The following is a 20451-nucleotide window of genomic DNA, read 5'->3' as shown; positions in this document are numbered from 1 at the left end:
CGAGTCATCCGCCGTAACGCGAAGACGGTCACCACGGTCGTTCACCGCTAACCTCCACACTCCCCCTCTCGAAAGGAATCCCATGACCGACAACACCACACAGCAGGCCCACGACCTCGTCGAGGACACCGTCGCCAAGGCCGGCGAGCTCGCCGATCAGGCCCGCCACGCCGTCGACGACACCGTCGCCACCGCCACCGCGGCCTTGCGCGAGATCGATACCTCCGCAGCCATCGCCTCGGCGCGGGAGTTCGCGACCGACACGTTCGACAAGCTCTCCGACGCCTACAAGCGCAACCCCACCCTGGTCATCACGCTCGGCTCCGTCGCCGTCGCCGCGGTGACCGGCCTCGGCGCACTGCTCGGCAAGCGCAAGTAGTCCCACCAGCGAACGGATGCGGCGTCAGGCCGGCGGGTTCTCCCGGAGCCACCGGCTGACCGTATGCGCCGCGCGGCTCTCATCCACGGGGTGGAGGGACCGCAGTGACTCCGGCGTGCCAGCCGGCGGACCAGCCGATATGCGGGGTAGGCGCCGTTACGCGGGTGGCGTGCCACCCGCACAACGGCGCCGCACCCGCGCAGCGCTCTACGCACAGACACCCACCGCGGCTACCATCCACAGCATGAGCGAACCCACGAACCCCCGCCCCGCCCCGGTCCGACAGCTGCGCCTCGTCGTCGAGACCGAGGATTTTGATGCCGCCCTCTCCTTCTACCGCGATGTTCTCGGCCTGCCAGAGGCGGAGTCCTACGAAGGCGAGGACGACGCCCGGGTCGTGATCCTCAGCGCCGGGATCGCCACCCTCGAGCTGTCCAATCCCGCCCAGGTGCGGCTGATCGATCGGGTCGAGGCCGACGGTCAGCCCAGCGCCCGCCTCCGGGTCGCCTTCGAGGTCGACGACACCGCGGCAACCACCGACCGCCTCGTCGACGCCGGCGCCGTGCTCACCGCCACACCCCGCGAAACTCCGTGGCGCTCGATCAACTCGCGAATGGATGCGCCGGCCGGCCTCCAGATCACCCTCTTCCAGGAGCTCGACGCCGAGGAGCACCCCACCGGTGACGGCGACATCCCGGCTTAACCAGGGCTAGACCGTCCACCACGTCCGGGCCCAGGTTCGACGGCGGAACAAAACTTGTACTCGCAGGATGCTACAACTTGTGTTAGACATGTGACACAACATCTGAAAGAGGCGCACATGTCACTGAACACCCGCACGCCGATCGGCCCTATGGATCTGGCGGCGGCGGCGTTCTCGCTTCCACTGTTCTCGCTGGTCCTCGCCGCACTCATCGTCGTCTGCGCCCTCTTCTTGGGGCGGTTGCGCCAGCGGCACGGTGGCCCTGAGGCGCCCAGCGGCACCCCGCTGCCGGCGGTCCCGGCCCGCTACCGGCCCGAGCACCGGGCCTTCGGCATCGGCGCGATCGCGGTCATCGTGGTCTACGCGGCCGAAAACATCGTCCGCGGCTACCTTCTCAACCTCGTCGACATCGTCGAGTGGTGGCAGTACGCGACCCCGGTCTTCGCGGCAGTACTCTGCCTCGCTGTCGGCCTGGCGCTCATCGTGGTCAGGGGCAACCCCAAGCCCGAGCAGCCAGTGGTGCCGACCGCCCGCCGCACCTCGCTGAGCTTCGGCCCCCGCGCCGGCCTTTTCGGCGGGGCAGTCGCGCTGGTCGCCCTCCTTGCCACGACCATCGCGGCCGGCCTGGCCTCGTCGGCCGACGAGCGTGGGCGCTTCATCTATCTCGAAATCACGGTGCCGAATACGCAGCTCGAACCGCTTCGCCCCTGGTTCTACGGCTGGGACTTCGGCGTGCCGGTGCTGATCTGCCTCGCCGCCCTGGTTCTGGTGACCTGGGCGACCCTGCGCAGCAACGCGCTGCGACCCTACCTCCGGCCCGAGACCGTCACCGCCGAGCGCACCGCGCGCGCCCAGGTCGCCTCCGGTGCCGTGGCCATCACGACGGCCGCCACGCTGCTCGCCCTCGGCGGCGCGTTCAGGTTCATCGGCCGGTACGGCTCGATGTCGCAACTGACGGTTGGGAACGATGGCGCCGGCACCACCTACGACATGACCTGGCAGTACGCGGAGTTCGCGGCCGCGGCCCACTGGCTGGCTCCGGCTCTGGAGATCACCGGGTTCGCGCTGCTGCTGTTCGTCGCGATCCGGCTGCTTCGCCGACCGGCCCCGGAGCGCCAGCACCCGCGCCCGCAGCCCAGCACCCAGCCGGAGACCGTGCGATGAGCGCCGGGCCGATCCTGCCGCTGACGGACGAGTCCAGCCCCGCCCTCGACATCTACCGCCAGTTCCGGGGCCTGATTGTCTCGGGCCAGCTCGGCGCCGGCGAGCGCCTGCCCACCGTGCGCCAGACCGCGAGCGACCTCGGCGTGGCGCCCGGTACTGCAGCGCGGGCCTACAAGCTGCTCGAGCGCGACGGACTCGTGGTGACCCGCACCGCGGCCGGCACGCGGGTGGCCGAGGCGGCGGCAGTGCTGCCCCGATCGGTCGTCAAACGCATCCGCGACCTCGTGGCCGAGGCGGAATCGGTCGGCGCCGACGCCGACGATGTCATCGACGTGCTGCGCGTCATCTGGCAAGCCGGGTTCGCCGCATCCGCCCAGCCAGAGGATGGCCGCCCGGTCACTGGGTAATCCGCGCAGACAACGTCCTGCAAGCACCGCGTCCGATCGCCGATGGTCCCTAGTCTGGAGGCATGCAGATCGAGGTCGTCATCGTGGGCTGGGAGCAAGGTTGCTGCGGCAAGCCATTCGCGCTGGGCGGTCCGGCCACCTGGCCACTGCAAGCCATCGCCCCGGAGCCCGGCACCCTGCCCCGGTTCGTGGCGGACAGCCACGACCAGATCCCGCCCGATGTGCCGCACTGGCGTGTCACCGGCACCGTCGTGGCCATCACCGGTATTAGCTACCCCCGCATCCTGGTGCCGGGAATGGCAGGCACCTACACCGGGGACACCTCTGCGCCCCAGCCGCACGAGCTCAGCGCCGTGGGCGCCCGCCCGGAGGACAACTTCAGCGAGTACTGGGTGGTCCTCGAGGTTCCCGACGGCACGGACCTGCCCGCCCACATGCTCGGTGCCGAGAAGACCGCGCAGCTGGACCGCGAGGCGCGCACCACACAACGCAACCGGCAGCGGATGACCGATGAGGTGGGCCTTCTGCTCGAGGCTCTCGCCGATGACGCACAGCGTCGCTACGCCGACCTGGCGCGCGCCATCCGCGCCACCGACAAGTCGGCGCTCACGCTCGAACCGCACCGCACGGATGCCGCCGCGATCAGTTGGTCCCGCAGCAGTGACGAAGGCAACGATGGGATCACCGTGCAGGTCGGCGACGGCCGGTGGCGCTTCCCGGCCTCCCCCGACGATGCGGCCCTCGTGCGGGTGTTCCTCGACGCCGCCGTGACCGGGTCGGTTGAGGAGCACGTCAGGCCCGCCGGGGCCCCGCAGCGCCTCGAGACCGAGGTGCTCGCGACGGATGGCCGGAGCTGGACCGCGACCATCGAGTTTCGACCGTTCGCGGCCGGTGGCGTGGTGGCGATGCCTGGACTGTTGTGGGCCCGGGTGCAACGCGGGGAACACCGGTACGGCCCCTGGACCAGCTCGTAGAGACTGGGGATTGCCCTCATCGTGATTGCGGATGAAACTGCCCGTGTGCCTGACATCAACTGCCCTCACCCCCTCAGTACCCGCGATGCCGCCGCTCTCGTCGGCGTGCTAGCCAGCCTCGAAGGGCTGGTCCTGGTCGCTGGCCTCGAAGATCACGCCGTGCAGACACTCCTGCGCCGGCTCGAGAGCGATGGCATTGCCTCTCCGCTGGGCGAGGGCGAAGACCCTGGCTTCCACCTGCGCCAGGCGCTCAACGACCTCAACCAACAGCTGCGCTACGCCCTGGGCGAGTACGACAGCCCACAAGCCTGGGCACCGGGCCTTCGCTGACGCGGGGATCCGGCCGGGCATGGGCTATCGCTGTCTCGGCCTCGGCTGGCGAGCTGTGCGGGCTACGCGCCGCTCTGCGGGTGGCGCGCCAGGCGCATAACGGCGCGGCACCCGCATACCGCCCGCGCATCACCCGGGCAGAGGAGCACCGCCCCCGCCCAGAACCTCAGCCCAGCGCCACCCGGTAGACGACATGGGTGACCAACTCGTTCTCTACCGAGCTGACCTGTTCCAGCCTCACGTCGTCCAATCCCTCTAACAACAGCTCCCCCGCGCCCTGCACCACCTGCGCGATGTGCAGCCGCAGTTCGCCGATCAGCCCGGCCGCGAGGTATTGCCGCACCGTCGAGGCCCCGCCGGCGACCGCTACGCTCTTCTCCCCCGCCGCGGCGCGCGCCTGCTCCATCGCCGACTCGATGCCGTCGGTGACGAACGTGAACGTCGTGCCTCCCGCCAAGGTCAGCGGCGCTCGCGGGGAGTGCGTCAGCACGAACACCGGCGCGTGGTACGGCGGCTCGTCACCCCACCACCCCGTCCACGCGTCGTCCCACTCGCCTCGGCCGGGACCGAACATGTTGCGTCCCATGATGTAGGCGCCCGACTCCAGGATCGCCGCGATCTCCGCGGCGTTCTCATCGGGCTGCTCGAACATCCAGCGGTGTAATCGTTCGCCGCCTTCACCGAGCGGATGCTCCAGGCTCTGATCCGGACCGGCCGCGTAGCCGTCGGTGGAGATTGTGATGTCGCAGGTCACTGTGCTCATTTGTCGATCACTCCCATTCGCCAGGGTCACCATACGACGGCCGCCGTCGGGTCGGGCCGGTCAGACGCTCACGGCCGCCGGCACCACATGAGGCGGCACCGGTTCGTGCCGCAGGTAGCTGCGGCGGAACAGACCGCTCCCCGCCGTCAACGCCCGGAGCTCGATCGCGTAACGCAGCAGCTCAGCATCCGGGATCTCGGCGTTGATCTCCGTGCGCTCATCGGCGACCGAGGTGGTGCCGGTCATGTGGCCCCGGCGGGTGGACAGGTCGGTCATCACCGTGCCCACGGAGGCGTCCGGAACGGTGATCGTGACCGCAGAGACGGGTTCGAGCAGCTGGATCCGGGTCCCCGCGGCGGCCTCCCGCAGCGCCAGAGCCCCGGCGGCCTGGAACGCGGCATCCGACGAATCGACACTGTGGGTCTTGCCGCCCACCAGCGTCACCCGGATGTCCACGACCGGGAACCCCGCCGAGACGCCGCGCTGCATCTGCGCCTGCACGCCCTTCTCCACCGAGGCGATGTAGTGCCCGGGAATCACCCCGCCGACGATCTTGTTCACGAACTCGAAGCCCGCCCCACGGTGGAGGGGTTCGACCTCGATCTCGCAGATGGCGTATTGGCCGTGCCCGCCGGATTGCTTGACGTACCGGCCCCGGGCGGCGGCGGGCGCGGCGAACGTCTCCCGCAGCGGCGTGATCACCTCGACGGTCTCCAACTTCACACCCTGGGCGCGCAGCCGGTCCTGCACAACCTCGGCGTGCGCCTCCCCCATGCACCACAACACCAGCTGGTGGGTTTCGGCATTGTGCTCCACCCGGAGCGTCGGATCGACGGCCACGATCTTGCCGAGGTTCTTGGCCAGCGCGTCATCATCGGTGCGCGCCGCGCCTTGCACCGCCACCGGCATCAGCGGCTCCGGCATCTCCCACGCCTCGACCAGCAACGGCGCCTCCCGGTCGGAGACGGTGTCTCCGGTCTCGGCGTCCGTCAGCCGGGTGAGCGCGCAGATGTCCCCGGCAACGCAATACGGCACCGGCCGCAGGGTGGCCCCCAGCGGGGATTGCAGGTGCGTGATGCGTTCGTCGCTGTCGTGGTCCTGATGGCCCCGGTCGGTGAGACCGTGGCCGCCGATGTGCACGATGGAGTCCTCCCGCAGCGTGCCGGAGAAGATGCGGACCAGGCAAACCCGGCCGAGGAACGAATCGATGGTGGTGCGCACGACCTCGCCCACCAGCGGCCCGTCCGGGTCGCAGGTCAGTGGCCCCACCGGCTTGCCGTCCAGGTCCGTCACTGACGGCAGCGCCCGCTCCACCGGCGAGGGGAACGCACCGGTGAGCACCTCCAGCAGTTCCGTCATGCCCACTCCGGTCTCCGCGGAGGTCGCCAGCACCGGAAAGAACGAGCCGCGCACCACGGCGATCTCCAGGTCGGTGGTGAGGCTGTCCCGGTCGATCTCGGCGCCGCCGAGGTAGCGCTCCATCAGGGTTTCGTCCTCGCTCTCGGCGATGATCCCCTCGATCAGTGTGGCCCGGGCCGGCTCCGCGTCGGCGTGTTCGGCCTCGCTGGCCGGGCGTTGGGTGGGACTTGTCCCTCCCGCGCTGTAGTCCGAGACGATGCCGGAGAGCAGCCCCAGCAGGCCGGTGATGGCCCCGTTGTTGCGGATCGGCACGGCCAGCGGCAGCACGGATGCGCCGAAGTTCTCCTGGCATGCCGCCAGGACCGCCTCGTACCCGGCCCGGGGATGATCGATCCGGTTGATCACCACGGCCCGCGGCATCCCGACGCTCTCGCACTCGGCCCACAGTGTCGTGGTTGCCGCGTCCACACCGTCAACGGCCGAAACCACGAACAGCGCCGCATCCGCCGCCCGCAACCCGGCCCGAAGGTCGCCGACAAAATCGGCGTAGCCCGGGGTGTCGAGCAGGTTCACCTTCACCTCACCAAGCATCAGCGGCAGCACCGAGAGCGTCACGGAGCGTTGCTGGTGGATCTCGGACGGGTCCGAGTCGCTCACCGTGCTGCCGCCGTCGATCGTGCCCATCCGCGTGATCACTCCCGTGGCCGCCAGCAGTGCTTCGGCGAGCAGGGTCTTACCGGAGCCGGACCGGCCGACCAGGGCCACATTGCGGATCTTCTCGGGCTGACTTGCCGGAGGGCCCGACGACGCCGCGGCCTTGCGTTGTTCCGCACCGCCCCGGCCCGTGCCTTTCGACGAATCCTGTGTGCCTTTGCCCGTCATGAGCAACTCCCGACGTCGTCGTCTCAACTGTGCGTACCGTTGCACCAATTGACACCCAGACCTCACCAAACGGCAAGGCCCGCCGGCGGGGCCGTTACGCTCGAGCCATGGCTACCCGAACTGAGCGTGTGCACGGCACTCAACCGCAGAAGCCGGGGCAGCGAACTCCGGCGCGCCGCCCCACCTCAAGGAACAGAGCGGGCGCCGCACGGTACGTTCCGATCGTCCTCTTCGTGATCGGCTACCTCGTCGTGAACGCGCTCTGGCCGATCCCCCTGTGGGTCGCCGGCGTTTACCTCGTCGTCAGCATCGTCTGCTTCGTCTTTTACGCGGTCGACAAGTCCGCGGCCACCAAGAACCGCTGGCGGGTGTCGGAGACGACCCTGCTCCTGTGGGGCGTCGCCGGCGGCTGGCCGGGCGCCATCGTCGCCCAGCAGACTCTGCGGCACAAGACCCAGAAGGCCAGCTTCCGGTCGGCCTTCTGGGCAAGCGTGATCGTGAACCTGGTCGTCTTCGCGGTGTTCGCGACTCCCGCGTTTGCCCTCTTCGTCGAGTGGACTAGACGCCCGCTGTTCTGAGTAGAGAACGGCACTTCGCGGTTGGGGACAGTGGCGGGCTAGCGAACCCCGCTCATCAGCCGCAGGATCGGCCGGGCGAACAGCGCCAGGATGACACCGAGCACGATGGCGATGCCGCCGAGCACTCCGAAGTACAGCTGTTCGGGGGCGGTCGCGTACCACTCGGCAAGCAGACCGGAAATGGCGGTGCCGAGGGCGACCGAGAGGAAGAACAGCGCCACCATCTGGGTCTTGAACAGCTCGGGCGCGAGCTTCGTCGAGACCGACAGCCCGACCGGTGAGAGCAACAGCTCGGCGATGGTGAAGACCAGCAGAATGCCGATCATCGCCAGCAACGGGGTCGAGTTCGCTGGTCCCCCGGCAAACGGCAGGAACAAGAGGAAGCCCACGCCCATGATCGCGGTGCCGAAGGCAAATTTCACCGGTGTTGACGGCTGGCGCGAACCCCACTTGGTCCACAGCGCGGCGAAGACGCCCGACAAGACGATGATGAACACCGGGTTGATCGACTGCACCCACGACACCGGCATTTCCCAGCCGAGGAGGGTGCGGTCAAGTCGCAGGTCCGAGTAGATCGTCACGACGGTGAACTGCTGCTGGTACAGCGACCAGAACGCCACACTCGCGATGAAGAGCGGGATGAACGCGTACACGCGCCTCCGTTCCACCGTCGAGATGTGCCGGTTGCTGAGGATCACGATGAAGTACGACACGGACGCCACGATCGTGACGCCGATCACGATGGTCACCAGGTTCGTTGCGGTGATGACGCCCATGAGCACCAGCACCACGATGAGCACGATGAACGCGGCCGCGATCAGTGCGTACGGCAGGTACCGGCTGCGCGGCAGCGGGTCGGGTACCTCGCGGGAGGAGTCGGGCAGGCGCTTGCGTCCGAACGAGTACTGGGTCAGACCGATCGCCATTCCCACGGCGGCCAGGCCGAATCCGTAGTGGAAGCCGATGGTCGACTGGAGCAGTCCGGTGAGGATCGGGCCGAAGAACGCGCCCAGGTTGATGCCGAGGTAGAACAGGGAGAAACCGGCGTCGCGCCGGGGATCGTCCTTGCGGTACAGGCTGCCGACCACGGAGGTCGCGTTGGCCTTGAGGCCACCACTGCCGAGCGCGATCAGGATCAGGCCGACAATGACCCCTGCCACGCCAGGGATCAGGGCCAGGGCGATATGCCCGACCATGATGACGACCGCGCTGACGTAGAGCACCCGTTCAGAGCCGGCCAGCCGGTCGGCGAGCCAGGCGCCCAGGATGGTGGAGAGGTAGACCGCTCCGCCATACGCACCGACGATGCCCGCCGCCGTGGCCTGCGGGATACCGAGGCCGCCGTCTGCCGCGGAGTAGTACAAATAGAGCAGCAGGATGCCTTGCATTCCGTAGAACGAGAAGCGCTCCCACATCTCGACACCAAAAATGCTGGCCAGCGCACGAGGCTGACCGAAGAATCGGTGGTCGTCCTGAGGGGTGCCTGAGTCGGGCTCCGTGATCTTCGTCATTGTTCCGACGATACTACGCAGGCGCATCGCCGGCTGCTCCAGCACCGGGCCGAACGACTCCCTGGCGTAATCCCGAGCTGTACGCCATCAGGGCACGGCTCGCCGCCGCCGCGCCGCGTCGGGCGGGCTGAGTGCGCCCCGTGCGGCCCGGTGCGCCCTCTATAGCTGGCGCATTCGGCCAGACGAGGCGCAGTCGTCCCGAACGACGCACAGAGCAGGCCGCGACGGGCGCCGGGTGGAATCCCCCGGCGCCCTTCACTGCGCTACCTCTTGGACTCGAACCACACCTGGGTGAATCCGCCGGCGGCGATGAACACCTTGCCGCTGCGCTTGTCGCCCGTGCCCTTGTGCGAGTCGGCGACGGGCTGGCCGGTGGCGTCGAACGCCTGCTGCACGAGCTGCTGCCCGCGCGGCACGTCGACGCGACGCTGCGTGTCGGCCACGTCGGCGCTCACGAACAGCGTCGAGTCGCCGGCCGGCCCGGTCACCGCGACCGTGGAGATCAGCGGCTGGATGAGCAGCGCGTCAAGCTGCGCCGCGGCATCCGTCGTGCCGACGACCTCGGTCGCCCGCGCCGGCAGGGTGTTGGCCAGCGGGAGCGGCAACAGCTGGCCGGGCGCCTCGGTGACGCCCTGCTCGCCGGCGCCGCCGTTGGCGGTGGTGCCGAGCAACAGCTGCTTGCCCGTGCCCGGCCGGCTCGTCCCGGTGGTCCACGTGGTGGTGCCCGACGGGTCGACGACCTGGTTCACGATCGGGTGCACGCGGCGGGCCTGGTCATCGGTGGGGACGGTGATGCGCAGCGTGCCGCCCGCGGCCAGGTCGACGTAGGCGCCGCCGGACCAGTTGGCCTCACCGGTCCAGGACGACTCCGGCGTGGTCACGGTGCCGCCGGTGATAATCCCGGACTCGGCCTCGACCACGCTCAGCCCGTGCGTGGCCACCGTGGCGGTGACGCCGAGGGCCGCGGCCTTGAGGTCGGGGTTGGCGTCCAGGGTGAGCATCGAGAGCAGCGCGTGGATGGTCGACTCGGCGCCGGAGTTGGGGTTCACCCGGCCGTCCCGTTCGATGCCGTCGATCGCGGTGCCCGTCGCCGGGTCGTACGCGGGCAGGCCGCTGCGGTTTGCGCCGAAGTACCAGCCGGCGGTGATGGCCGCGATGTTGAGCAGCCCGGGGGCATCGGCGGCGTCGGCGGTGGCCACCAGGCTCTGCAGCCGGGAGTCGACGCCGTAGGCGATCTGCGCCTCGCCGGGGGTCGGCGACCAGGCGTTGTCCGGTCCACCCGCGGCGAGCAGCTGCGGGGAGAACTGCGCGCTGTCCTGCACCGCGGCCGTCAGCAGCGCGGGGTCGTCGAGCACCTCGGATGCCGTCGCCACGGCCGCCGGGGCCAGTCCGCCCCAGGCGTGCCACAGGCTGGGCGACTTCGTCCAGGGCATAATCGCGCCGAACGGCCAGTCGCCGCTGGCGCCCTCCACCGTCGACATCGCCGCGATGCCCTCGCTCAGCTGGCTGAGCGCGGTTTCGGCGATGGCCGCGGTGGGGCCGGCGGGTTCGGCTTGCAGGTAGGCGGCGAGGCCGAGCACGGCCTCGGCCGACGCATCCGCGCCGTCGGCGATCAGCCAGGCCGGCACCGGGTCGCCGTCGGCGACGTCAAAGTTGGGGTAGTCGCCGAGCGACCCGGCGTTGAGGGCGGCCAGGCTGAGGTTGAGGCGCTCCTCCAGGAACGCGGCGAACTCCGGGTCTTCATCGGCGAACGCGGCGTAGCCCTCACCGAGCGCCCAGACGGTGCGGGCGAGCCAGTACGACTCGGCCGAGTCGCTTGGATCGGGCAGCTCGACGGGCTCGGCACTCGGGTTCAGGGTTCCGTCGACCTGCTGCCAGAGCACCACATTGCCGGCATTGGGCCCCTCGGTGGTCTGTAGGTAGGTGAGCGAGCGCAGGGTTTGGAACGCGTGGTCACGGCTCGTCGGGTCGCCGGTCTGCTGCCAGTGCCGCAGGTAGACCACGGCCGCGCGCGACGTGTCGTCGGCGTTGAACGCGCCCTGGCCGTAGTAGCCGGTGGCCGGGTCGAGCGTGCCGCCGCCGATGCGGCTGTAGCTGCCGTCGTCGTTCTTGTCGGCGTAGGTCCAAGGAGCCTCGACGACCGGATTCTCCGTGGCCTGGTAGGTGGTGTGCCCGGCAATGACCGGCAGGGGCACCTCGGCGAGGAGAAAGTTGAGGTGGCTGAGGTTGGTGAGCGGGGCGGATGCCTCGGCGGCCCGTAGGGCCGACGGGGTGCTGCCGGCGGTGGCGGTGACCGCCGACGCGGGGGCGACGGCCAGGGCGCCGGTGCCGACAAGGGCGACCGACAGGGTCGCGGCCAGGGCGAACCGGCCCGACCGTGAGTGAGTGGGTGGACAGGAGCCTGATCGAACATCGTTGTACGTCATCCGTTAACTAAACCGGTTAAGTTCCGCGGAGTCAAGAGTTATCCTCAGCTCTCGCGCCCTGGACTGGCTGTTTGTGCGAGCCCGTCGGCCCCGGCGAGCACCTGCCGCTAGCCGTCGGCAACTGCACAAGAAGTGTTGCGCAACGGTCGTTGTTCTCATATTGTCGGGACCATGACTCCCCGCGACACCCAGCGAACCACGCTCACGTCGGCCGCCTCCATGCGCGTGCTCGCGCATCCGACCCGGCTGCGCCTGCTGGGATTGCTGCGCGAGCGCGGACCACAGACCGCGGCGCAACTCGGCGACGTCATCGACGAGGCCCCCGGCACCATCAGCTACCACCTCGGCAAACTGGCGTCCATCGCCCTGATCGAGCCCGCCGAAGCGCAGAGCAGCGACCAGCGCGAACGCTGGTGGCAGGCCACCACCGCGCTCACCAGCTGGGAGCCCGTCGAACTGCTCGACGATCCCGACAAGCTCGCCGCGTCGGCCAGCCTGCAGAAGTCGATCGCCCAGGCCTATGCCGCCCGGTACACCGACTACATCGACGCGACGCCGACCCTGCCGCGTGAATGGGTGGGGGCCGCCACTAGCGGCGACCGCAGCCTTCGTCTCACCGTCGCCGAACTCACCGCCATGCGCGCGGAGCTCGAGACGTTTGTCGACCGATGGCTTGAGACGAGTGCCGCCCACGACCCCGCCGGCACCGACGGCGCCGAACCCGTGGTGCTGGTCTACCAGGCCTACCGGCGCCCCTGATGGGCCCACCGATGACCAAGCCCAGCGCGGATGCGCCCCCGCGCGACCGCCGCGCCACTCGCTCCCTCTCGGCGCTGCTCACCGCGCACGCCATCTCCCAAACGGGCAACGTGGTCACCGCGTTCGCGATCCCCTTCTACGTGCTCGGCCTGGGCGGCTCGGGAGTCGAGGTGGGCATCGCCGCGTTCTTCGCCACCGCCCCGGTGGTGATCGGCGGCGCGCTCGGCGGGGTCGTCGTCGACCGGGTCGGCCACCGCCGCGCGGCCATCGTCGCCGACCTGGTGAGCGGAGCGACCGTGCTGAGTATTCCAGTGCTTGCGCTCACCGTCGGCCTGCCGTTCTGGGCGCTTCTCCTGCTGGTATTCGCCGGCGGCCTGCTCGACACCCCCGGGCAGACCGCCCGGCGAGTGATGTTGCCGGGCCTCACGGCCCGGGCGGGCGTGCGCCTCGAGCGGAGCGTCGGTCTACTCGACGGGTCGGAGCGCTTCGCGAGGCTGATCGGCGCCTCCGTCGCCGGGCTGCTCGTCGCACTGGTGGGGCCGATGGCGGCCCTCTTCGTCAACGCCGCCACCTTCGCGGTGTCGGCGCTGCTCACCTGGGTCTTCGTGGCCGCCATGCCCGCCGCCACCCGCCAGCCAGCATGCCCGGACCGCTCCGACGCGCCCCGAACCACCTACTGGGCCGACCTGGCCGAGGGCTTCCGTTTTGTCATCCATGACCCGCTGATGCGGTTGATCGTGGGCCTGGTTCTGATCACCAATCTGTTCGACGCCGCCCGCGGTGCAACCCTGCTGCCCCTCTACGCGAACGACCGCCTGGGCGGCGCGGCCTCGCTAGGTCTCCTGGTCGCGGTCATGGGCGGATGCGCCCTGGTGGGCAACGTCGCCTTCGGTTTTGTCGCCCACCGCGTTCCCCGCCGACTGACGTTTACGGTGTGCTTCGCCCTGGCCGGCGGGCCGTCAAGCGCGGCCTTCGCCCTCGGTGCGCCGCTCCCCGTGCTGGTTGCCATGACCGCACTCTCCGGCCTGGCCGCCGGAGCGATCAACCCGATCCTGGGCACCGTGGAGCTGGAACGGGTTCCCGAGCACATGCGCGGCCGGGTGTTCGGCCTGATCAACGCCGGCGCCTGGGCCGGCGTGCCCTTCGGCGCCCTGCTCGGCGGCATCGCCGCCGACACCATCGGCCTGGCGGTGTCCTTCGGCATCATCGCCGTCGCCTACACGCTCGTCACACTGAGCCCGCTCACCGGAGGCGCCTGGCGCCAGATGGAGCGGCAGCCGGGACAGACGACCGGCGCCTGAGCCGCCGCCGCCGCCGCCTTGAGGTCGCCACCAGGCGCAATATGCGGGTCCCGCGCCAGTATGCGGGTGGCGCGCGCCACCCGCATACCGGCGCCTTGCCCGCACAACGCGTCATGACCCCGACCTCAGCACACGCCCACCGCCGAGCCGAGCCCAGCGCTTACGCCGACTCGTCCATCGGGATCGCAGCGAATTCGCGCAACACCAGCCGGGGCTTGACCATCCGGTGCCGGGGCTCAAGCGATTCCGGTGAGCCGTGCACGCGGCCGTTGAACTCCCCCGTCAGCAGGTCGAGCACCCCGGCGGCGACCTCTTCCACCGACTGGTCGACGCTCGACAGCCCGATCGCCGCGGCGATAGGCGTGTTGTCGTAGCCGGTCACCGGTACCCGATCGGGGTTGGCGATCATGGCGCCCAGGGCCAGCGAGTCGCTCGCGCAGAGCACCGCGTCCAGGATGCCCACAGTGCGGCGCAGCTGTTGCATCGCCGCGGTGCCCTCGGCCACACCGTCGACGGTGACCACCTCGAGCGCGGCCAGGTCGTCCTCCGACACGTCGCCGCGCTCGAGCATCGCGTCGCGCCAGCCCCGCCGGCGGTCCTCGCCGGTGCCCGAGGGGCTGGGCCAGCCGATGTAGCCGACGCGCCGCGCTCCGGCCTCCTGAGCCGCCCGGGTGGCTTGGTGCAGCCCAGCCCAGCCGTCCACATCCACCCAGAGGTGCTGCGGGTCGTCCATGTCATTGCTGCCCCACGGACGCCCGAAGGTCACGAAAGAGATCCCGTTCTCGATCAGCCACTTCGTGCGGGGGTCTCCGGCAAAGGTGGAGGTGAGCACGAAGCCGTCCACGTCGGCGCCGTCGTTCAGGCGTTGCAGCTGGGTGATCTCGTCTTCGGGGCTGGTGGCGGTGAATAGCAGCACTCGCAGGCCCCGCTTGTCGGCCTGCTCGGTGAGGGCGTGCAGAAACCGGTCCAGCACCGACCCGGAGATGCCGTCGATCATCGGGTCCAACCGAATGCCGATGGTAGAGCTCCGCCGGGTGCGCAGCCGCCGCGCCGAGGCGTGCGGACGGTAGCCCAACTGGGCGATCGCGGCCTCGACCCGCTCCCGGGTGTCGGCGCGCACGATGCCGGGCGAGTTCATCACGTTCGAGACGGTCTGGCGGGAGACGCCGGCCGCCAGGGCGACATCCGTCACCGTCGGCAATGCAGCCATAGCCGCTCCTCCCCCACGCAGGCACTGCCCGCGACTGGATCGATCCAACACCGATCCCCCACAGAATACCGCGTTTGCGACCACAAAAGGGCTCAAATTTGGATCGATCAAAGAAACTATTTGATCGATCAAATAGATTCCGCTACTGTGACCACTACACAAGCAAAAGCGCACCGAAGCGCGACAGAAGGAGCACCAAGATGCAACGACGCAACTCCCGCTGGCTGATCGGCGCAGGCCTCACCGTGGCCGGCGCCCTCACCCTCAGCGCGTGTGGTTCCGGATCCGGCTTCGGCGGCGACACCGCAGCGACCGGCGGCGAACTCACCAGCGACTCCTCCCAGGGCCTGAACATCCTCATCGGCTCCAGCGGCGACGCCGAGACCGCCTCCGTCAACGCCGCGGTGGCCGCCTGGTCCGAAGAGTCCGGCACCGACGCCAAGGTCAGCGTCGCCAGCGACCTCAACCAGCAGCTCGCCCAGGGCTTCGCCGCCCAGAAGCCCGCCGACGTCTTCTACCTCTCCACGGATGCCCTCGCCGGCTACGCGTCGAACGGCTCGCTGCTCGCCTACGGCGACGAGCTGGCCAACAAGGACGACTTCTACCCGAGCCTGGTCAGCTCCTTCACCTACGACGGCGAGTTCTACTGCGCCCCGAAGGACTTCTCCACGCTGCAGCTGATCATCAACACCGACCTCTGGGCCCAGGCCGGGCTCACGGATGCCGACATCCCCACCACCTGGGACGAGCTCGCGGCCGTGAGCAAGACCCTCACCACGCCCGAACGCGTCGGGCTCGCCATCGGCGGCGAATACGCCCGGCTGGGCGCGTTCATGGCCGAGGCCGGCGGCAGCCTGATGAACGAGGACAGCACCGAGGCCACCGCGAACAGCGCGGAGAACGTCGCGGGCCTCGAATACGCGCAGACCCTCCTCAACGACGGTGTGATGAGCTACGCCAGCGAGATCGGTGCCGGCTGGGGCGGAGAGGCGTTCGGTAAGCAGTTGTCCGCGATGACCATCGAGGGCAACTGGATCACCGGCGCGATGAAAAACGACTTCCCCGACGTCAAGTACACCGTCGCCGAGTTGCCGGAAGGCCCCGAGGGCAAGGGCACCATGCAGTTCACCAACTGCTGGGGCATCGCCGCCGACAGCCCCAACCAGGCCGCCGCGCTCGAGCTCGTCGAACAGCTCACCAGCAAGGACGCCCAGCTGACCTTCTCCGAGGAGTTCGGCCCGATGCCCTCGATCCAGTCCGCCGCCGAAGAGTGGAAGATCTCCAACCCCACCCTGGTGGCCTTCCTCAACGGAGCGGACTACGCCAAGGGCGTGCCCAACGTGCAGGGCGCCGCGGATGTCGTGAGCGACCTGAACGCGCAGCTCGAGTCGCTCAAGACCGGGGACGCGACAGCCATCCTCGACTCCACGCAGCAGAACCTCGAAGCCCTGCTGAAGTAGTCCCCATGTCGACGCCCGCACGCACGTCTCGCCGCTCCGGAATCCGGGGCGGCGAGGCCGCCTCGGGGTGGCTCTTCACCGCCCCGATGATCATCCTGCTCGGCATGTTCCTGGTCATTCCGGTGCTGATGGCCCTCTGGGTCAGCTTCTCCGACTGGAACGGCCGCGGCAGCCCCTTCTCCGGCTCGGTGTCGTTTGTGGGCCTCGACAACTACTCCGCCCTGGTCGGCGGCGGCGGCCTGGCCGAGCAGGACTTCGGCACGGCCCTGCGCAACAACGCCTGGTACGTGCTCCTGGTCGTCCCGATCCAGACCATGCTGTCCCTGTTCCTGGCGGTGCTGGTGAACCGGCAGATCCTGCGCGGCCGCGGCTTCTTCCGCACCGCGTTCTACTTCCCGTCGGTCACCAGCTCGGTCGCGATCACGGTGCTCTGGCTGTTCCTGTTCAGCGCTACCGGTGCCGTCAAAAAGCTGCTCGCCTTCGTCGGCGTCAACGGGCCGAATTGGTTCAACGACCCCAGCGGCGTGCTGCACAACATCCTCGGCGTGTTCGGCGTGCAAACCGGCCCGGCCGCGCTCACCGACAACTCGTTCCTGGGCATCTCCTTCTGGGAATGGCTCGCCGGGCCATCCGTTGCCATGAGTGCTTTCATCCTGATGGCCGTGTTCACCACCAGCGGCACGTTCATGCTGCTGTTCATCGCCGCGCTGCAGAACCTCAGCGGCGACGTCGTCGAGGCCGCCATGATGGACGGCGCCAACGGTTGGCAACGGTTCTGGCGGGTCACCCTCCCCCAGCTGCGGCCGACCCTGTTCACCGTGCTCACCCTGGGCCTGATCGGCGCCTGGCAGGTCTTCGACCAGATCTACACCGGCACCCAAGGCGGGCCGGGCAAGACCACGCTCACCCCGGCGTACCTCTCCTACCAGACCGCCTTCACCAACCAGGCCTGGGGCCAGGGCGCCGCGATCGCGTTCATCCTGTTCGTGATCATCGTGGTCTTCACGCTGTTCCAACGCTGGCTCTTGGCCGAACGCAAGGTGTCCGTGCGGCGGATGCGCCCATATCTGCAGACCCCGACGTCCGGAGGCTCCCGATGAGCACCACCGTGAGGTCCCGCGTGCGCCCCCGCACCCCCTCCCAGCGCCTGCGCAACCTGAGCCGGGAGCAACTGCCGTCCCGGGCTATCGCCGGCAGGTCGCTGCTCTACGCGATCCTGATCGTGCTCGCGACCATCTACGTCGCCCCGTTCCTGGTGCAGGTCGCCACCTCCTTCAAAACGGATGGCGATGCCGCCAGCAATCCGATGTCGCTGATTCCGCAGACCTGGTCCACGGCCGCGTACGAGAGGTTGTTCCTCAACTCGGACTTCCCGGTCTGGTTTCAGAACTCCGCGATCGTGACGGTCTTCGTCACGCTTGGCCGGGTGTTCTTCAACTCCCTCGCCGGCTACGCCCTGGCCCGGCTGCACTTCCGTGGCCGCAACGTGATCTTCGCGCTGCTCATCGCCGTGATGAGCGTGCCCGGTGTCGTGCTGCTGATCCCGAAGTTCCTGGTCATCAACCAGTTGGGCATCTACGACACCTACGTGGCCATGGTCGTGCCGCTGCTCACCGACGCCGCGGGCGTGTTCATCATGAAGAACTTCTTCGAGTCGATCCCCGCCAGCGTCGAGGAGCAGGCCCGAATCGACGGGGCCGGCACCTTCCGGGTGTTCTGGTCGATCGTGCTGCCGATGGCCCGGCCGGCGCTGGTGACCATCATCATCCTGTCGTTCCAGGGTTCCTGGAACGAGCTGTCGCACTTCATCGTGGCCACCCAATCGTCCGAGCTGACCACGCTCACCAAGGGCGTGGCCTCGCTGGCCTCCGGGCAGCTGAGCCAAGGCACCCAGTACCCGCTCAAGCTGGCCGCGGCGGCGATCATGACCATCCCGGTCGCGGTGATGTTCTTCATCTTCCAAAAACGCATCATGAACACCACCGACGGCGCCGTGAAGGAGTAGCCCCTCCTCCTCTATTCGCCCGTTCCTTAGACCCGCACCACAACACCTCTGGAGTCGTACCGTCCTCATGCTTTCCCACCCCGTCCAGCCGCTGCTCCATGATTCCGCCATCGTTCTGGCGGCGCCCACCCAGGCGTGGTCCGGGTCCGACGGGCGCACGAGCCTGCCGATCCACGGCCTGTACCACTCCGACACCCGGGTCCTCTCCGGCTGGAGCCTGCTGGTCGGTGGTGCCGCGGGCGAACCGATCGGCTCGGCCGCGCGCGGCGCCGGCGAGATGACGTTCAGCTCGCTGCTGCGCCACCTCGACGACCGCACCGCCGACCCTCGGCTGCGGCTCGAGGTCACCCGCACGGTCACGGCCGGGCAGCTGACCGAGAGCATCACGCTGGTCTCCGGTCTGCAACACCAGATCGACACCACGGTGTCGGTGCGCCTGGTGCCGGACTTCTCCGACATGCAGGTCGTCAAGGCGGGCCTGGCCAGCGCGGCCAACCGGGCCGCGTTCCCGGCGGTCGACTTGGCCGACACTCCGGTCATCGAGGTGCAGAATACGGGCGCGGGCATCCGCCTGGCCACCGCGTCGGTGGCGGCGCTCGTGCGCGTGAGTGGCGACGGCGTGCTGAGCACCGAAACCGGCACGACGGCTGACGCGACCGCCGACACCGTCACCGCCGACTGGTCGGTGACCGTGCCCGCCCGTGGCAGCGTCACCGTGCAGTGGACCGTGGACGTCGAGCACTCGGCCACCGTGGTGCAGGCCGCCGCCGGGCTGCCCGAGTGGGCCGGCGTATCCGTCACGTCCGGCGACGCCCGCCTCGGCCACTGGGTGCAGCGCGCGCTCGAGGACCTCTCCGGGCTGCGGATGGCCACAACCGCCCGGCCGGATGACCCGTTCCTGGCCGCAGGCGCCCCCTGGTTCTTCACCCTCTTCGGCCGGGACTCGCTCTGGGCGGCCCGATTCCTGCTCCCGCTGGGCACCGAGCTCGCGGCCTCCACGCTGCGGCTGCTCGCCCAGCTGCAAGGCACCCAGAACAACGCCGACACGGCGGAGCAGCCCGGCAAGATCATGCACGAGCTGAGGCCGGCCGCGTTCACCATCCCCGGCGAAGACGTGTCGCTGCCGCCGTTGTACTACGGCACCGTCGACGCCACTCCCCTGTGGATCTGCCTGCTGGCCGACGCCCACCGCTGGGGCATGGCCGACGCCGAGGTCGAGGCCCTGCTCCCGCACCTCGAGGCGGCCCTGGCCTGGATGCGTGACTTCGGTGACAGCGACGGTGACGGGTTCCTCGAATACGTCGACAGCACCGGCCACGGCCTGGCGAACCAGGGCTGGAAGGACTCCGGCGACTCGATCCAATGGCGGGACGGCAGCCTCGCCGACGGCCCCATCGCCCTCTGCGAGGTGCAGGCCTACGCCTACCAGGCCGCCATCGGCGGCGCCGACCTGCTCGACGCGTTCGGCCGGCCCGGCGGCGACACCTGGCGTGCCTGGGCCGAGGCACTGAAGACCCGGTTCCGCGAAGCCTTCTGGATCGACTCCGCCGAGGGCCGCTACCCGGCCGTGGCCCTGGATGCGTTCAAGCGCCCGGTCGACACCGTGACCAGCAACATCGGCCACCTCCTCGGCACCGGCCTGCTCTCCGCCGAGGAATCCGCTCTCGTCGCCGCCCGGCTGGTCTCCCCCGAGCTCAACTCCGGCTTCGGCCTGCGCACCATGTCAACCGACTCCGCCGGCTACTGGCCGGTGAGCTACCACGGCGGGTCGGTCTGGACCCACGACACCGCCATCGCGATCGCCGGCCTCGGCCGCTCCGGCTTCGGCGCCGAGGCGGGCATCCTGATCACCGGCCTGCTCGCCGCCGCCGAGTCCTTCGACTACCGGATGCCCGAGCTGCACTCCGGCGACGCCGCCACCGCCGTCACCGCGGCTGGCGCCTACCCGGCCGCCTGCCGCCCGCAGGCCTGGTCGGCCGCCGCCGCGATCTCGGTGCTCGGCACCGTGCTCGGACTCTCTCCGGACCCCACCACCGGCGAGGTCACCTCCACCCCGATCACCCCCGCCATCGTCGGCGACATCACCCTGCACGGCCTCAAGGCGGCCCTCCCCGCCCGCTAACCGAGCCTCCACCCGCGTCGATCGAACCCGAGCCAACCCACCGACCCAGCCACCCCGTTGATCGAGCCTGTCGAGATCCGCCGCGCTCACACTCGCACCCCCTGCTCTGGTCTCGCAG

General features: G+C 69.5%; 18 protein-coding genes. 13 read left to right on the top strand and 5 right to left on the bottom strand.

Annotation, left to right across the window (positions count from 1 at the left end; all coding sequences use genetic code 11):
• The first annotated feature begins 82 nt into the window (after nucleotides 1-82).
• The 6 genes from E3O42_RS09810 (at nucleotide 83) to E3O42_RS09785 (ending at nucleotide 3957) form a co-directional block, all read left to right on the top strand.
• The gene (locus E3O42_RS09810; RefSeq protein ID WP_134453759.1) at nucleotides 83-379 is read left to right on the top strand and encodes a hypothetical protein; all 297 of its coding nucleotides are present in this window, start codon (nucleotides 83-85) and stop codon (nucleotides 377-379) included.
• A gap of 244 nt (nucleotides 380-623) precedes the next feature.
• Nucleotides 624-1082 carry a VOC family protein gene (locus tag E3O42_RS09805; RefSeq protein WP_134453758.1) on the top strand — a complete coding sequence of 153 codons (459 nt, stop codon included), beginning with the start codon at nucleotides 624-626 and terminating at the stop codon, nucleotides 1080-1082.
• 117 nt (nucleotides 1083-1199) lie between these two features.
• Nucleotides 1200-2246 carry a hypothetical protein gene (locus E3O42_RS09800; protein WP_134453757.1) on the top strand — a complete coding sequence of 349 codons (1047 nt, stop codon included), beginning with the start codon at nucleotides 1200-1202 and terminating at the stop codon, nucleotides 2244-2246.
• A complete protein-coding gene (locus E3O42_RS09795) occupies nucleotides 2243-2653 on the top strand; it encodes a GntR family transcriptional regulator (RefSeq protein WP_134453756.1) in 411 nt (136 codons plus the stop codon). The genes E3O42_RS09800 and E3O42_RS09795 overlap by 4 nt, the downstream gene beginning before the upstream one ends.
• 62 nt (nucleotides 2654-2715) lie before the next feature.
• Nucleotides 2716-3627: a DUF6578 domain-containing protein gene (locus tag E3O42_RS09790; protein WP_134453755.1), complete on the top strand. Its 912-nt coding sequence runs from the start codon at nucleotides 2716-2718 to the stop codon at nucleotides 3625-3627.
• Nucleotides 3628-3672: 45 nt separating this feature from the next.
• Nucleotides 3673-3957 carry a hypothetical protein gene (locus E3O42_RS09785; RefSeq protein ID WP_134453754.1) on the top strand — a complete coding sequence of 95 codons (285 nt, stop codon included), beginning with the start codon at nucleotides 3673-3675 and terminating at the stop codon, nucleotides 3955-3957.
• Between the two features lie 166 nt (nucleotides 3958-4123).
• On the opposite strand, the gene E3O42_RS09780 is transcribed toward E3O42_RS09785, so the two are convergent.
• On the bottom strand, nucleotides 4124-4720 hold the full coding sequence (locus E3O42_RS09780) for a dihydrofolate reductase family protein (protein WP_134453753.1): 597 nt from the start codon (nucleotides 4718-4720) through the stop codon (nucleotides 4124-4126).
• 60 nt (nucleotides 4721-4780) lie between these two features.
• Complete coding sequence (locus E3O42_RS09775) at nucleotides 4781-6961, bottom strand: elongation factor G-like protein EF-G2 (RefSeq protein ID WP_134453752.1); 2181 nt, start codon at nucleotides 6959-6961, stop codon at nucleotides 4781-4783.
• Between the two features lie 107 nt (nucleotides 6962-7068).
• On the opposite strand from E3O42_RS09775, the gene E3O42_RS09770 reads away from it, so the two are divergent.
• Complete coding sequence (locus E3O42_RS09770; protein WP_134453751.1) at nucleotides 7069-7539, top strand: DUF1294 domain-containing protein; 471 nt, start codon at nucleotides 7069-7071, stop codon at nucleotides 7537-7539.
• A gap of 38 nt (nucleotides 7540-7577) precedes the next feature.
• Here the strand turns inward: E3O42_RS09770 and E3O42_RS09765 are convergent, their stop codons facing one another.
• Both E3O42_RS09765 and E3O42_RS09760 read right to left on the bottom strand, forming a co-directional pair.
• Nucleotides 7578-9050, bottom strand: a complete 1473-nt coding sequence (locus tag E3O42_RS09765; RefSeq protein ID WP_134453750.1) for a peptide MFS transporter — start codon at nucleotides 9048-9050, stop codon at nucleotides 7578-7580.
• 263 nt (nucleotides 9051-9313) lie between these two features.
• Nucleotides 9314-11476, bottom strand: coding sequence for a hypothetical protein (locus tag E3O42_RS09760; RefSeq protein WP_198414105.1), 2163 nt, complete (start codon nucleotides 11474-11476; stop codon nucleotides 9314-9316).
• A gap of 171 nt (nucleotides 11477-11647) precedes the next feature.
• On the opposite strand from E3O42_RS09760, the gene E3O42_RS09755 reads away from it, so the two are divergent.
• Both E3O42_RS09755 and E3O42_RS09750 read left to right on the top strand, forming a co-directional pair.
• Nucleotides 11648-12235, top strand: a complete 588-nt coding sequence (locus tag E3O42_RS09755; RefSeq protein ID WP_134453749.1) for a helix-turn-helix domain-containing protein — start codon at nucleotides 11648-11650, stop codon at nucleotides 12233-12235.
• Nucleotides 12236-12246: 11 nt separating this feature from the next.
• The gene (locus E3O42_RS09750; RefSeq protein ID WP_241984748.1) at nucleotides 12247-13536 is read left to right on the top strand and encodes an MFS transporter; all 1290 of its coding nucleotides are present in this window, start codon (nucleotides 12247-12249) and stop codon (nucleotides 13534-13536) included.
• 160 nt (nucleotides 13537-13696) lie between these two features.
• Here E3O42_RS09750 and E3O42_RS09745 read toward each other — a convergent pair whose 3' ends face one another.
• Nucleotides 13697-14746: a LacI family DNA-binding transcriptional regulator gene (locus E3O42_RS09745; RefSeq protein ID WP_134453747.1), complete on the bottom strand. Its 1050-nt coding sequence runs from the start codon at nucleotides 14744-14746 to the stop codon at nucleotides 13697-13699.
• A 200-nt stretch (nucleotides 14747-14946) separates the two neighbouring features.
• On the opposite strand from E3O42_RS09745, the gene E3O42_RS09740 reads away from it, so the two are divergent.
• From E3O42_RS09740 to E3O42_RS09725, 4 genes are all read left to right on the top strand, one after another.
• Nucleotides 14947-16206, top strand: a complete 1260-nt coding sequence (locus E3O42_RS09740; RefSeq protein ID WP_134453746.1) for a sugar ABC transporter substrate-binding protein — start codon at nucleotides 14947-14949, stop codon at nucleotides 16204-16206.
• A gap of 5 nt (nucleotides 16207-16211) precedes the next feature.
• The gene (locus E3O42_RS09735; protein ID WP_134453745.1) at nucleotides 16212-17306 is read left to right on the top strand and encodes a carbohydrate ABC transporter permease; all 1095 of its coding nucleotides are present in this window, start codon (nucleotides 16212-16214) and stop codon (nucleotides 17304-17306) included.
• Nucleotides 17303-18211, top strand: coding sequence for a carbohydrate ABC transporter permease (locus E3O42_RS09730; RefSeq protein WP_134453744.1), 909 nt, complete (start codon nucleotides 17303-17305; stop codon nucleotides 18209-18211). The genes E3O42_RS09735 and E3O42_RS09730 overlap by 4 nt, the downstream gene beginning before the upstream one ends.
• A 67-nt stretch (nucleotides 18212-18278) precedes the next feature.
• Nucleotides 18279-20333: a glycogen debranching N-terminal domain-containing protein gene (locus tag E3O42_RS09725; protein ID WP_134453743.1), complete on the top strand. Its 2055-nt coding sequence runs from the start codon at nucleotides 18279-18281 to the stop codon at nucleotides 20331-20333.
• Nucleotides 20334-20451: the final 118 nt, after the last annotated feature.

The sequence above is a fragment of the Cryobacterium adonitolivorans genome, from assembly GCF_004402695.1.
Classification (GTDB): Bacteria; Actinomycetota; Actinomycetes; order Actinomycetales; family Microbacteriaceae; genus Cryobacterium; species Cryobacterium adonitolivorans.
Note: the sequence above shows the minus strand (reverse complement) of the source record. Positions and strands in the feature narration are given on the sequence as shown.